The sequence below is a fragment of the Pseudomonas sp. Z003-0.4C(8344-21) genome (genome assembly GCF_900104975.1).
GTDB classification, from domain to species: domain Bacteria; phylum Pseudomonadota; class Gammaproteobacteria; order Pseudomonadales; family Pseudomonadaceae; genus Aquipseudomonas; species Aquipseudomonas granadensis.
Map to the genome: position 1 here is coordinate 5,220,650 of NZ_LT629756.1, position 13,497 is coordinate 5,234,146.

The 13,497-nt window shown below is 59.6% G+C and carries 14 protein-coding genes; 6 read left to right on the forward strand and 8 right to left on the reverse strand.

The features are described from left to right. The first annotated feature begins 175 nt into the window (after positions 1-175). Both BLU24_RS23615 and rlmF read left to right on the forward strand, forming a co-directional pair. Positions 176-3,022, forward strand: a complete 2,847-nt coding sequence (locus BLU24_RS23615) for a valine--tRNA ligase (RefSeq protein ID WP_093104495.1) — start codon at positions 176-178, stop codon at positions 3,020-3,022. A 233-nt stretch (positions 3,023-3,255) separates the two neighbouring features. After that, positions 3,256-4,275 carry a 23S rRNA (adenine(1618)-N(6))-methyltransferase RlmF gene (rlmF, locus tag BLU24_RS23625; RefSeq protein WP_093104501.1) on the forward strand — a complete coding sequence of 340 codons (1,020 nt, stop codon included), beginning with the start codon at positions 3,256-3,258 and terminating at the stop codon, positions 4,273-4,275. 191 nt (positions 4,276-4,466) lie between these two features. On the opposite strand, the gene BLU24_RS23630 is transcribed toward rlmF, so the two are convergent. Further along, positions 4,467-4,748: an HU family DNA-binding protein gene (locus BLU24_RS23630; protein WP_003221909.1), complete on the reverse strand. Its 282-nt coding sequence runs from the start codon at positions 4,746-4,748 to the stop codon at positions 4,467-4,469. Positions 4,749-5,143: 395 nt separating this feature from the next. On the opposite strand from BLU24_RS23630, the gene yejK reads away from it, so the two are divergent. Then, a complete protein-coding gene (gene yejK / locus BLU24_RS23635) occupies positions 5,144-6,148 on the forward strand; it encodes a nucleoid-associated protein YejK (protein ID WP_093104504.1) in 1,005 nt (334 codons plus the stop codon). After that, positions 6,148-6,498 (forward strand): glutaredoxin family protein, encoded by a 351-nt coding sequence (locus BLU24_RS23640; RefSeq protein WP_093104507.1) that lies wholly within the window; start codon positions 6,148-6,150, stop codon positions 6,496-6,498. The genes yejK and BLU24_RS23640 overlap by 1 nt, the downstream gene beginning before the upstream one ends. 116 nt (positions 6,499-6,614) lie before the next feature. Here BLU24_RS23640 and BLU24_RS23645 read toward each other — a convergent pair whose 3' ends face one another. The 5 genes from BLU24_RS23645 to BLU24_RS23665 all read right to left on the reverse strand — a co-directional run bounded on the left by BLU24_RS23645 (position 6,615) and on the right by BLU24_RS23665 (position 10,606). Then, a complete protein-coding gene (locus BLU24_RS23645; protein WP_093104510.1) occupies positions 6,615-7,550 on the reverse strand; it encodes a glutathione S-transferase family protein in 936 nt (311 codons plus the stop codon). Between the two features lie 84 nt (positions 7,551-7,634). Continuing rightward, a complete protein-coding gene (locus BLU24_RS23650; RefSeq protein ID WP_093104512.1) occupies positions 7,635-7,937 on the reverse strand; it encodes a GIY-YIG nuclease family protein in 303 nt (100 codons plus the stop codon). Positions 7,938-7,977: 40 nt separating this feature from the next. Beyond that, positions 7,978-8,448, reverse strand: a complete 471-nt coding sequence (locus BLU24_RS23655; RefSeq protein WP_093104515.1) for a nuclear transport factor 2 family protein — start codon at positions 8,446-8,448, stop codon at positions 7,978-7,980. 204 nt (positions 8,449-8,652) lie between these two features. Next, positions 8,653-9,957, reverse strand: coding sequence for a CynX/NimT family MFS transporter (locus BLU24_RS23660; RefSeq protein ID WP_093104518.1), 1,305 nt, complete (start codon positions 9,955-9,957; stop codon positions 8,653-8,655). Continuing rightward, positions 9,947-10,606 (reverse strand): FadR/GntR family transcriptional regulator, encoded by a 660-nt coding sequence (locus BLU24_RS23665; protein WP_093104520.1) that lies wholly within the window; start codon positions 10,604-10,606, stop codon positions 9,947-9,949. The genes BLU24_RS23660 and BLU24_RS23665 overlap by 11 nt, the downstream gene beginning before the upstream one ends. Positions 10,607-10,772: 166 nt before the next feature. Between BLU24_RS23665 and BLU24_RS23670 the strand changes: the two genes are divergently transcribed. Then, positions 10,773-11,084, forward strand: coding sequence for a type II toxin-antitoxin system MqsR family toxin (locus tag BLU24_RS23670; protein WP_093104523.1), 312 nt, complete (start codon positions 10,773-10,775; stop codon positions 11,082-11,084). Further along, positions 11,081-11,563: a type II toxin-antitoxin system MqsA family antitoxin gene (locus BLU24_RS23675; RefSeq protein ID WP_093104526.1), complete on the forward strand. Its 483-nt coding sequence runs from the start codon at positions 11,081-11,083 to the stop codon at positions 11,561-11,563. Before BLU24_RS23670 ends, BLU24_RS23675 begins: the two co-directional genes overlap by 4 nt. 52 nt (positions 11,564-11,615) lie before the next feature. On the opposite strand, the gene BLU24_RS23680 is transcribed toward BLU24_RS23675, so the two are convergent. Together BLU24_RS23680 and BLU24_RS23685 are read right to left on the reverse strand one after the other, a co-directional pair. After that, positions 11,616-12,380, reverse strand: coding sequence for an amino acid ABC transporter ATP-binding protein (locus BLU24_RS23680; RefSeq protein ID WP_093104529.1), 765 nt, complete (start codon positions 12,378-12,380; stop codon positions 11,616-11,618). Between the two features lie 13 nt (positions 12,381-12,393). Then, a complete protein-coding gene (locus BLU24_RS23685) occupies positions 12,394-13,488 on the reverse strand; it encodes an amino acid ABC transporter permease (protein WP_090281878.1) in 1,095 nt (364 codons plus the stop codon). Positions 13,489-13,497: the final 9 nt, after the last annotated feature.

Consider the following 13,497-nt stretch of genomic DNA (forward strand, 5'->3'; position numbering starts at 1 on the left):
GTTGGAGATGCACACATTTGATCTGCCCTTCGTTCCCTGTTGGAAAAGTACTAGCAGACAACTTGCACCACCGCCCGCGCGCTGCTGACCGGTCGCGCCCCGCTCGCCCTACTCACCATGCCCCGCTATACTTGCCGGCTTTTCCTGAATAAATGCCAATAGGGTCCCGCCGCGCATGGATAAGACCTACCAGCCGCACGCCATTGAAACTTCCTGGTACAAGACCTGGGAGTCCGAGAACTACTTCGCCCCGCAAGGCGCGGGCGAGTCCTACACCATCATGATCCCGCCGCCGAACGTCACCGGCAGCCTGCACATGGGTCACGGTTTCAACAACGCGATCATGGACGCACTGATCCGTTTCCGCCGCATGCAGGGTCGCGACACCTTGTGGCAGCCGGGCACCGACCACGCCGGTATCGCCACGCAGATGCTGGTGGAACGCCAACTGGAAGCCCAGGGCCAGAATCGTCACGACCTGGGTCGCGAGAAATTCCTCGAGAAAGTCTGGGAGTGGAAGGAGCAGTCCGGCGGCAACATCAGCCGACAGATCCGTCGTCTCGGCTCGTCCGTTGACTGGAGCCGTGAGCGCTTCACCATGGACGACGGTCTCTCGGAAGCGGTCAAGGAAGCGTTCGTGCGTCTGCACGAAGACGGCCTGATCTACCGCGGCAAGCGCCTGGTCAACTGGGACACCAAACTGCACACGGCGATTTCCGATCTCGAAGTGGAGAACCACGAAGAGAAAGGTTTCCTGTGGAATCTGAAATATCCATTGGCCGACGGCGTAAAAACCGCCGAGGGCCATGACTTCCTGATCGTCGCGACCACCCGTCCGGAAACCATGCTGGGCGACTCCGCCGTCGCAGTTAACCCGAACGATGAGCGCTACAAAGCCCTGATCGGCAAGTTCGTCGAGCTGCCATTGGTTGGCCGCCGCATCCCGATCATCGCCGACGATTATTGCGATCCTGAATTCGGCACCGGTTGCGTGAAAATCACCCCGGCCCACGATTTCAACGACTACGAAGTCGGCAAGCGCCACAACCTGCCGCTGCTGAACATTTTCGACAAGAACGCCAACGTGCTGCCTGCCGCACAGGTATTCAACCTCGATGGCACGCTGAACGAGAGCATCGACGGCAAGATTCCCGCCGAATTCGCTGGCCTGGAGCGTTTCGAAGCGCGCAAGCAGATCGTCGCTGCGTTCGATGCCGCCGGCCTGCTGGTGAGCATCAACGATCACAACCTGAAAACGCCGAAAGGCGACCGCTCCGGCACCGTCATCGAGCCTTGGCTGACCGACCAGTGGTACGTGTCGACCAAGCCTCTGGCCGAACCTGCCATCGCTGCCGTTGAAGACGGCCGCATTCAGTTCGTGCCCAAGCAGTACGAAAACATGTACTTCTCGTGGATGCGCGACATCCAGGACTGGTGCATCAGCCGTCAGCTGTGGTGGGGCCACCGGATTCCGGCCTGGTACGACGAGTCGGGCAAAGTTTACGTCGGCCGCGACGAAGCCGAAGTGCGCGCCAGGCACAACCTCGGCCCGGACGTTGCGCTGCAACAGGACAACGACGTCCTCGATACCTGGTTCAGTTCCGGCCTGTGGACCTTCTCCACGCTGGGCTGGCCTGAGCAGACCGAGTTCCTGAAGAAATTCCACTCCACCGACGTGCTGGTGACGGGTTTCGACATCATTTTCTTCTGGGTTGCCCGGATGATCATGATGACCATGCACCTGATGAAGAACGAAGACGGCACGCCGCAGGTTCCGTTCAAGACCGTTTACGTACACGGTCTGGTGCGCGACGGCCAGGGCCAGAAGATGTCCAAGTCCAAGGGCAACGTTCTGGACCCGCTGGACATCATCGACGGCATCGATCTGGAAACCCTGGTGCAAAAACGCACTTCGGGTCTGATGCAGCCGAAACTGGCGAAAAAGATCGAGAAAGCCACTCGCGAAGAATTCGCCGACGGCATCGCCAGTTATGGCACCGACGCCCTGCGCTTCACGTTCTGCTCGCTGGCCTCCACCGGTCGCGACATCAAGTTCGACATGGGCCGCGTCGAAGGCTATCGCAACTTCTGCAACAAGATCTGGAACGCCGCACGTTATGTGCTGGACAAGGGCGAAGACTGCGGCCAGAACGGCGAAGCCTACGAATTGTCGCTGGCCGATCGCTGGATCATTTCGCAGCTGCAACGCACCGAAGCCGAAGTGACCCGTCAGCTCGATCAGTTCCGTTTCGACCTCGCGGCGCAGGCGTTGTATGAGTTCATCTGGAACCAGTACTGCGACTGGTATCTGGAACTGTCCAAGCCAGTATTGTGGGACGAGAACGCGCCGGTCGAACGTCAGCGCGGCACCCGCCGTACGCTGGTTCGCGTGCTGGAAGTGGCGCTGCGCCTGGCGCATCCGTTCATGCCGTTCATCACTGAAGAAATCTGGCAACGCATCGCGCCGCTGGCCGGTGTTCAGGGCAAGACGATCATGCTGCAGCCTTGGCCAGTGGCCAATGAAGAGCGCATCGATCCGGCCGCCGAAGACGACATCGAATGGCTCAAGGAACTGATGCTCGGCACGCGCAACATCCGTGGCGAGATGAACATCGGCCCGGGCAAGCCGCTGCCGATTTTCCTGAAAAACGTCAGCGCTGAAGACCAGCGTCGCCTGACCGAGAACGAAGCGCTGCTGAAAAAACTGGCGCGTCTGGAATCGATCACCGTACTCGCCGCTGGCGAAGAAGCGCCGCTGTCCGCCACTGCACTGGTCGGCGAGATGGAAGTGCTGGTGCCGATGGCCGGTCTGATCGACAAGGCGGCGGAGCTGGCGCGTCTGGACAAGGAAATCCTGCGTCTGCAGGGCGAAGTCCAGCGCGTCGGCGGCAAGCTGTCCAATGCCGGTTTCGTCGACAAGGCCCCGGCCGAAGTCATCGATAAGGAACGCGCCAAGCTGGCCGAGGCCGAACAGGCCCTGGGCAAGCTGGCCGAGCAGCATGCGCGGATTGCCAGCCTGTAACGGGTATTTCGCACTGAAAAAGGGAGGCCGCAATGGCCTCCCTTTTTTATTCCCAAACACCACAAATCCCCTGTGGAGCGAGCCTGCTCGCGAAAGCGGTGGCTCAGTCGACAAATCTGCCGGACGTGAAAGCGCATTCGCGAGCAGGCTCGCTCCCACAGGTTTGAACGGTGTTGCCTTCAGATGTGGGACAATACCCGCCACTTTCAGCCATACCCGAATCGACCACGCCCATGACCGCCCCCCGCACCCCCAAACCTGCGCGCAAGAAGCCCGACGCTGCGTCCCCGAGCAAAGCCGTCGAGCCGCGTGAAAAGGCCAGCCTGCATCCGCGCAATCGCCATCAGGGTCGTTATGACTTCCCGGCGCTGATCAAGACCACGCCGGAACTGGCGAAGTTTGTGATCACCAACCCGTACGGCAAGGAAAGCATCGACTTCGCCAGCCCGGACGCGGTGCGCGTGTTCAACCGGGCGCTGCTCAAGTCGTTCTATGGCATCCAGCATTGGGATATCCCGGCCGACTACCTCTGCCCGCCCGTGCCGGGCCGCGCCGATTACGTGCATTTTCTCGCCGATTTGCTGGCAAGCATGAACGACGGCAAGGTTCCACGCGGCGCGATCGTCAACGTGCTGGACATCGGCATGGGCGCCAACTGCGTGTACCCGCTGATCGGCAACAGTGAGTACCGCTGGCACTTCCTTGGCTCGGAGATCGACCCGACTGCCGTGGCTGCCGCCCGCGCCATCGTGCAGTCCAACGACCTGAGCAAGGTCATCAAGCTGCGTCAGCAGGAGAACCGCAAGCACATCCTCATCGGCTTGCTGGAACCGGGCGAGCGTTTCGACCTGACCATGTGCAACCCGCCGTTCCACGCCTCGATGAACGAAGCGACCAAGGGCAGCGAGCGCAAATGGCGCGCACTGGGCAAGGCCGATCCGAAACGCAAACTGCCGGTGCTGAACTTCGGCGGCCAGTCGGCGGAACTGTGGTGTGAAGGCGGTGAAGCGCGCTTTGTGACGCAACTGATTGCCGAGAGCGCCAACTTCCAGCACAAGGTCTTGTGGTTCAGCACGCTGGTCTCAAAGGCATCGAACCTGCCGGCGATCGAAACCGCGCTGAAGAAAGCGGGAGTGCTGGAAAGCCAGGTGGTGGAGATGTCCCAGGGGCAGAAGCAGAGCCGCTTCGTGGCCTGGACGTTTCAGACCAAGTCCGAGCAGCAGATCTGGCGGCGTGAGCGCTGGACCCGCTGACACACAGCAGAGCCCCTGTAGGCCTTCGCCTGCTCGCGATAGCGGTGTATCAGCCGACATCAAATTGACTGACCCACCGCTTTCGCGAGCAGGCTCGCTCCTACAAAGGTTCAAGGTGCATCGACAAATCACAGCCACAAAAAAACCGTGCCCGGATCGCTCCGGAGCACGGTTTTTTTTATCGCTGCGTCTTACTTGTTCACAGCGTCGGTCAGGCCTTTGGCCACAACCAGCTTGATCACTTTCTTTGCAGGGATTTCGATGGCAGCGCCAGTCGATGGGTTACGGCCGGTGCGGGCAGGACGCTCGGTCACTTTCAGCTTGCCGATACCTGGCAAGGTGATTTCGCCGCCATTTTCCAGCTGATCGGCAACGATTTGGCCCAGTTGGTCCAGAGCGTTACGCGCGGTGGTTTTCGGCGCGTCGATAGCTTCAGCAATGTCGGCGATCAGTTGGTCTTTAGTAAGAGCCATGTAGTGTTCCTTCCCTATCAAATTCATATGGATTGCAGAGTGCAGTGTCAGCCATCGAGCCCGATCTTCTGGATCTGGCACCCTCGGCGATAACCACGACGAGTCGGGTTATAGATGCCGAAATCAGGGTTTGGTTCGACCTGACAAATGCTGAATGCACGCTTAACGCAGTGACTTCGCGTAAGACCGGGCAAAACTAGCACAGCGACAAGGAAATATCCGCCTCTAGCTACCCATTTGGTCAGCTTTATTGCTCTAAACCGGTAAAAAACCGCATAAGGCCGGGCGCTCCCCCCGGTTTTGCCCTGCAACCCGCGCCAAAACCAGTGGTTGCGGTACACTGGGCGCTTTTTCGGGGGAGCCTGCCCTCCTCCCTTCCAACAGCCGAGAAGCCTATGCCGATCCGTCATTGCATCGTCCACCTGATCGACAAGAAACCCGACGGCACGCCCGCAGTTCTGCACGCCCGTGACACCGAACTGGCCGAGTCCGCAGCCATCGAAAACATGCTCGCCGACCTCAACGAGAGCTATAACGCCAAACAGGGCAAAGCCTGGGGTCTGTTCCATCCGGAGTCCGGCGCGTTCCCGTTCAGCGGCTGGCTGAAGGAGTACATGGACGGCGGCAAGGACTTCACCGCATTCAGCAAAGTTGCGGTCGAGCATCTGCAAAAGCTGATGGAAGAATCCAACCTGTCGGTCGGCGGCCACGTGCTGTTCGCCCACTATCAGCAGGGCATGACCGATTACCTGGCGATCGCTCTGCTGCACCACAGCGAAGGCGTGGCGGTAACCGACGAGCTGGACGTGACCCCGTCGCGCCATCTCGACCTCGGCCAGTTGCACCTGGCGGCGCGGATCAACGTCTCCGAGTGGCAGAACAACAAGCAGTCCAAGCAGTACATCTCGTTTATCAAGGGCAAGAACGGCAAGAAGGTCTCGGAATACTTCCGCGACTTCATCGGCTGCCAGGAAGGCGTCGACGGCCCGGGCGAGACCCGCACACTGCTCAAGGCCTTCAGTGACTTCGTCGAGAGCGAAGACCTGCCGGAAGACTCAGCCCGCGAGAAGACCAAGACCCTGGTCGACTACGCCAGCAGCCAGGCCAAGCTTGGCGAGCCGATGGGCCTGGAAGAGCTCTCGGAGCTGATCGACGAGGAACGCCCGAAAGCCTTCTACGATCACATCCGCAACAAGGACTACGGCCTGTCGCCGGAGATCCCGGCGGACAAGCGCACCCTCAATCAATTCCGTCGTTTCACCGGCCGCGCCGAAGGCCTGTCGATCAGCTTCGAAGCGCACCTGCTGGGCTCGAAGATCGAATACGACGAAGAGAACGGCACCCTGATCATCAAAGGCCTGCCGACTTCGCTGACCGATCAGCTCAAGCGACGCAATTGATGCTCGGCAATGTGCTGAAGAAGGTTGTCCTGGTTCTGCTGGTCGTTGTGGTCTATCAGAACTGGGGCAAGATCGAGCGAGTTTTCAATCCGTCGCAAATGGTTTCTGAGCAGACCCGCGTGCAGGCCAATGTCGTGCTCTATGCCACCGACTGGTGCGGCTACTGCAAACAGACCAAACGCTTTCTCGACAGCAAGGGCATCCCGTTCAAGGAATTCGATATCGAGAAGGATGCCGAGGCGCGCAAGGCGTACGAGGCATTGGGTGGACGCGGGATTCCGCTGATCGATGTGAACGGTATGCTGATTCGCGGGTTTGACCCGAATGAAATCCTCGCCGCCCTGAAATAACCTGTAGGAGTGAGCCTGCTCGCGATAGCGGTGTGTCAGTCGGCGGATTTATCAACTGACACACCGCGATCGCGAGCAGGCTCACTCCTACAGGGTTTTGCAACAGACTCGATAATTCAGCGTGCTTCGATGCGGAAACCGAAACGCGGGAAGTGCACGTGCACCACGCCGCCGCGCTCGTCTTCGCGGCGGATGATCAATTCCTCGCGACCGGCAAACAGCAATTCACCGACCACTGGATCGACGCCATAGTCGATTGCCGCGATCGCCACTTGCTGCCCGGCCGTAAAGCCATTCGGATCAACGAACTGCTCATCCGGCAATGCGGCCGGCGTGGCGTTACGCGCCACTTCCAGCGCCTCGGCGGAGGACATTTCGCTCGCCGCGCCATGACCAAAGCCCAGCACCCGCCCCAGCCACGCTACGACAGCCGGATACTCATCGACGAGAGGTGCGGTCACGTGAGTGGCCTTGAGGAACCACAGCGGATGCGCCAGCGCGAAGTCGGCAATCGATGGCTCACCGAACAGGAAGTCGCCCTGCTCGCGCTGCAACTGCTGCTCCAGACGCGCCATGATCGTTGGCCATTGATGCTTGGCCTGCTCGGCGCTCAGGCGCGTCGCGCTACCACCGCTGAACAGCCCGGCGCGGTCGGCAATGAACGCCTTGATCGCTTCCGGCGGCAACTTGCCGAAACGCACCGCCACCGATTCCGGCTGAAACACCAGACTCACGGCATGTTGAAACACCACCGAATCGGCCCACGCGGCGAAACTGGCGCTGACCATTTCCTGGCCTTCAGGAAAGAACGCAGGCAGGGCTTTCTCTTGTTCCAGGCGACGGGCGATCAGCGCGGTATCGCAATAAATGTCCGCGCCAGTTTGCAACACCGGGGTCTTGCGATAGCCACCGGTCAGGGCGGTCAGATCCGGTTTTGGCATCACCGGCGAGATATGCACCGAGCGCCACGACAAACCTTTGAAACCCAGCAGCAGGCGGGCCTTCTCGGCGAATGGGGAGGTCGGGTAATGATGGAGAATCAACTCGGACATGCTCGGCTCCGCCGCTCAGATAATGAGCCCGCAGCTTAGCGCGCATTTGCTTAGCAGCCTACAGATCCGCCTGATGGGAACCTATCAGTCAGATTGATAAGATGCGACCAGACATTCCTTGGCGCTCTTGCGCAGCTTTTTGATCAGCCGTTCCTGGCGCAACGCATCGCTTTTGTCACGACACCGTTCGGTATAGACCAGCGCCCTCGCCGGGCTGGAAAGGAAGAACCGCGCGCCCTTGCCGCTTTGGTGCTTGGCAAAACGGCGCACAGGGTCGTCGCTGATTCCGCAATACAACGAGCCATTGGCGGCGCGAACGAGATAGACGAACCAGGATTTGCTCACCGGTTCGGCAACATCGACAGAATTTTCGCTGAGGCTGGTCACTTCGGGATCGGGACGTGTAGGAAAACAGGCGGCGATCTTATCAGCGCCCGGCCTGGAATGCCTTCAATCCCTTGCGCGCCTGCGCGCGGACGGCGTTGCGCACCAGCGGCGTCCAGCCCAGCAGCAGGCCTTTGAAGCCCAACGCCTGCCGCGACCAGCGCCACAGATCGAAGTGGTCGTGGTGCTCGCAAATCTTGCCGTCGCGGAAGACGAAACGAGCCTGGATGTCGTTGATCACAATGTTGCCGGTCTGGCTGAACAGATACGTAGCGACCCAATGTGCGCCACCGCTGCGCTCATCGGCGCGGACGTTGTCGAAGGTCAGCGAGAAATCCTTGGCCCGAGTGGTAAGCATGCGCCACATGTCGCCGGCATCGCGCCCGCGCAGTTCACCGAAGGCCGGATCGCTGAACACTACATCGTCGGTGTAGCAGGCGGCCATGGCTTCGGCGTCGAGGCGCTGGAAGGCTTCGTAGAAGCGGGTGATCAGGGCGCTGTGGGCTTCGCTCAAGGCAGTCTCCAAAGAAAGGGTACAGATTGCCAGCACCATAATCTGCCGAGCGCGGAAACACTATCGGCATTCGCAAACCGAATATCGGCAGTACATAAAACCCTGTAGGAGTGAGCCTGCTCGCGATAGCGTCCTGGCAGTCAACATCGTACTGACTGATCCACCGCCATCGCGAGCAGGCTCACTCCTACAAGTTGAAGCGTGTCAGATTCGCTCGCTTTGCACCTGCACATAAAGCGCTCGCCCGGCACCGAGGCCGGCGATGATCGCGCCGGTACCAACGATGCCGAAAATCCAGCCCACGGCATTCCAGCCACCCGTCCAGTCATGCACCACGCCGACCGCAAACGGCCCCATCGAGGCCAACGTATAACCGAAACCCTGGGACATGCTCGACAGGTTCGCCGCGACATGGGAATCACGCGAGCGCAGCACGATCAACGTCAGCGCCAGACTGAACGTGCCGCCCTGCCCCAGGCCGAGCAGGATCGCCCAGCCCCACAGGCCTTCGATTGGCGCATACAGACAACCGAACAGGCCGCCGAGGGTCAGCGCCATGACGACGACGATGGCCAGACGCTGATCCTTGCCGCGCGTCGCCAGCCATGGCGCGGCCAGCGAGCTGGCCAGTTGAATGATCACCGAACCGGACAACACCAGACCGGCCTGGGTCGGCGTCAGCCCTCGACCGATAAGGATCGACGGCAACCAGCCGAACACGATATAGGCCAGCGACGATTGCAGGCCCATGTACAAGGTGACTTGCCAGGCCAGTGGGTCACGCAACAGCCCGCGTACGCGGTAAGCGACGTTGTGCGCGCCGTGTTTGGAGCCGACTTGCGGCAGCCAGAACACCGCGGCCAGCAGCGCCGGAATCACCCAGAAGCCCAGCCCCATCGCCCAGCTGTTGCCGAAGTGCTCACTCAACGGCACGGTCGAACCTGCCGCCATCGCCGCGCCCAGACACAGGGCCATGGTGTAGACGCCGGTCATGGTCCCGGCGTGTTTGGCAAAGTCGCGCTTGACGATGCCGGGCAACAAGACGCCGACAATGCCGATACTGGCGCCGCCGAGGACGCTGCCGGCGAACAGGCCGATCTCACCAAAATTGCTGCGCAGGATAATCCCGCCAGCCAGCGTCAGCAGAATCCCCAGGACCACCCGTTCAGCACCGAAACGCCGGGCCAGAATCGGTGCCAGCGGTGCGAACAAACCCAGGCACAGTACGGGCAACGTCGTCAGTAAACCCGCCTGCGCCGCAGACAATCCAAGGCTTCTGGAGACATCGCTGAGCAGCGGCGCCATGCTCGACAGTGCCGGGCGCAGGTTAAGCGCTACCAGAATCAACCCGAGCAGCAAAAGCCACGGACGCTTCACCAGCGGATGACTTTGCTGCACTTGCTCGTCATCCGCCTCGGCATCGATCAGCAGTTCTTCGAGTTCGGTGGTGCGATTCGGCGCTGTGGATAACTCACTGCGGGACATGGTTTTCTCGGTTTCAAGGTTCATTGATCAACTGCCTCGACAAGGCTTTGGCCCGTTCCGGGTCGCGTTGTTCGACCGCATCGAGCAGGGCGATGTGCAGATCGAACACTTCCTGACGGCGCGGGACGATGTTCAGGGTCTGGCGCAATTGCGCGCCGACGATGCTGGAGAAATAGCGATACAGCTCGCTGAGGGTCGGGTTGTGCGCAGCGTCGACCAGACGCCGGTGGAACACCAGATCGCAGGCAATGTAGGTGTCGAGGTCACCATGGTAATGGCTGCCGCTGGTGCCGAGCGCTTCGCGCAGTGCCGCCAGATCCTCGTCGGTGCGGCGCAACGCTGCCAGGCCGATAGCCTCGACTTCGAGGATGTGCCGGGTTTCCCGCGCCTGATCCAGCGAACACCGCGACAACGCCTTCAGCGTATCCAGTGGATCGACCAGCGCGCGCAGATAACTGCCGTCGCCCTGACGGATCTCGATCAGCCCGGAAAACGCCAGCACGCGCATGGCTTCGCGCACGGTGTTGCGGCTGATGCCCAGCTCGGCGCACAGCTCCGGTTCGGTCGGCAAGCGTTCGCCGACCTGCCATGCGCCGCTGTTGATGCGCTGACGCAACTGATCCAGCGCCTGATCGACCAGCGACCGTTTGATGAGTGGAGAAATGTCTGACATAGGCCTCGTCCTTTCATCCAATCATGGGATGAATTTTCCGACATGTTAGTCAGACCCATGTAGGACGGCAACCACCTAGGGTCAATCGAGACACATGGAGCGGCATTTTCGATTGGTCAAAATTACCCTTTAAGGGTAATTTCAGGGACAGGGTTTTTGGCTTCTTATGGAAAAGAACACACCCCATTACGACCTGGCGGTGATCAAGGCGGATGTCAGGAGGCTAGGCTGGAGAGCGTTCACGCACACTGCCAGAAGAAGCGGATCTGAGCTGGAGCTGACGCTCGCAGACATGCAGGAAGTAGTTTTCAGGCTACAGCGCAGCATGCTCTACAAGTCGATGACGACTTATGACAACCACCGTATTTGGCAGGATGTCTATCACATCAATTCACATGGTCTGGAGATTTACGTAAAGGTGTCATATCACTACGACAAGCGCCCACCTGTGATCTCTTTCAAGGAGAACAACTCATGAGTACGCAACAGTGTTTCAGTTGCGGTGCCGCTGAAGGCATGGTGCATTTCGACGGCCGAGGCGAAACGGTGAGCGTCAAAGGGATGGAGCGCCGGATTGACAACCTGTCGGGGTGGGAATGTCAAAAGTGCGGAGAGGTCGAGCTCGATGAAATGTGCGGGCAACGTTATTCAGATGCATGCGATGAACTCGTTATCGCCAGCAGGAAAATGGTCGGCAACGAGATGAGAAGAATTCGCCGCAAATTGCATCTGACGCAAAAAGAGACGGTGCAACTGCTGTCTGGTGGTGGGCATAACGCATTCTCTCGCTACGAGCGCGGCGAAATCTTGCCGCCCAAGGCACTCATACTGTTGATGCGTTTATTGGATCGTTACCCGTATTTGCTAACCGATGCAAAGACTCTTGGCGAAGGTGCAGATTTGAGAGGTTTCGAGCACATCGTCCACAAAGAGCATGAATCCCTTTCGGTTTCCTGACCCAAAAAAAACCAACCCGGCACATGGCCGGGTTGGTTTCACTCATCAATCATCAATGCAAAATCTGACTCAGGAACAACTTGGTCCGGTCATTCTGCGGATTATCAAAGAAGTCGTTCGGCGCGGCCTGCTCAACGATCTCGCCCTTGTCCATGAAGATCACGCGGTTGGCCACGGTGCGGGCAAAGCCCATTTCGTGGGTTACACAAAGCATGGTCATGCCGTCTTCCGCCAGGCCGATCATGGTGTCGAGCACTTCCTTCACCATCTCTGGATCGAGCGCTGAAGTCGGCTCATCGAACAGCATGATTTTCGGCTTCATGCACAACGCGCGAGCGATCGCCACACGTTGCTGCTGACCACCGGACAGTTGCCCCGGGTACTTGTGCGCCTGCTCTGGAATGCGTACGCGTTCCAGGTAGTGCATGGCGATTTCCTCGGCCTTGCGCTTGGGCATCTTGCGCACCCACATCGGCGCCAGGGTGCAGTTCTGCAGAATGGTCAGGTGAGGGAACAGGTTGAAGTGCTGGAACACCATGCCAACTTCGCGACGGATCGCTTCGATCTGCTTGAGGTCGTTGGTCAACTCCACGCCATCGACAACGATGCGACCCTGCTGGTGTTCTTCGAGGCGATTGAGGCAACGAATCGTCGTCGATTTGCCCGAGCCCGACGGTCCGCACAGGACGATACGCTCGCCCTGTTTGACATTGAGGTTGATGTCTTTCAGTACGTGGAACTGGCCGTACCACTTGTTGACGCCCTGCATCTGGATGATGCCTTCAGCGCCCACAGGCTTTTTGATTGCTTCGCTCATTTACAGAGAACTCCTAACGCTTGTGGCCAGTGTCGAGCTTGCGTTCCAGATGCATGGAATAGCGCGACATACCAAAACAGAAAATCCAGAACACCAGGGCGGCGAACACGTAGCCTTCGGTGGCCATGCCCAGCCATTTCGGATCGGCAGCGGCTTGCTTGACGCTGTTGAGCAGGTCGAAGAGGCCGATGATGATCACAAGGCTAGTGTCCTTGAACAGCGCAATGAACGTGTTGACGATGCCGGGAATCACCAGCTTCAGGGCTTGCGGCAAAATCACCAGGCCCATCGAGCGCCAGTAACCGAGGCCCATCGCCGCCGCGGCTTCGTATTGGCCTTTAGGGATCGCTTGCAGGCCGCCGCGCACCACTTCGGCAACATAGGCCGACTGAAACAGGATCACGCCGATCAGTGCACGCAGCAGCTTGTCGAAGTTCATGCCTTCGGGCAGGAACAGCGGCAGCATCACCGAGGACATGAACAGCACAGTGATCAACGGCACGCCGCGCCAGAACTCGATGAAGGTCACGCAGACCACGCGAATAGCCGGCATGTTCGAGCGCCGGCCCAGCGCCAGTACGATGCCCAACGGCAAGGCCCCGGCGATACCAACCGTAGCGATGACCAAGGTCAGCATCAGGCCGCCCCACTGGCTGGTCGGCACGGTGGTCATGCCAAACCCGCCGTGCAGCAAGGTAAACGCAATGATCGGGTACAGCACCAGGAAGCACAGCCCGTAGACCGCTTTGCGCGGCACCCGCGAAATGAACAGCGGTGCTGCGCCGATGACCGCCAGCCACACGGTCAGGTCAACGCGCCAGCGCAGTTCGGTCGGGTAATAGCCGTACATGAACTGGCCGAAGCGCTGCTGAATGAACACCCAGCAGGCGCCTTCCTTGGTGCAGTCGGCGCGCGTGGTGCCGACCCAGTTGGCATCTACAATCGCCCAGCTGAGGATCGGCGGCACAACCAGATAAATCAGATAGAACGCAAACAGGGTCAGCAGGGTATTGAGCCAGCTGGAGAACATGTTCGCGCGCATCCATGCGACCACGCCAATGCTGCTGTTCGGTGGTGGCATGTCGGGTTTGAAAGTATGAGTACTCATGCGCTTTTC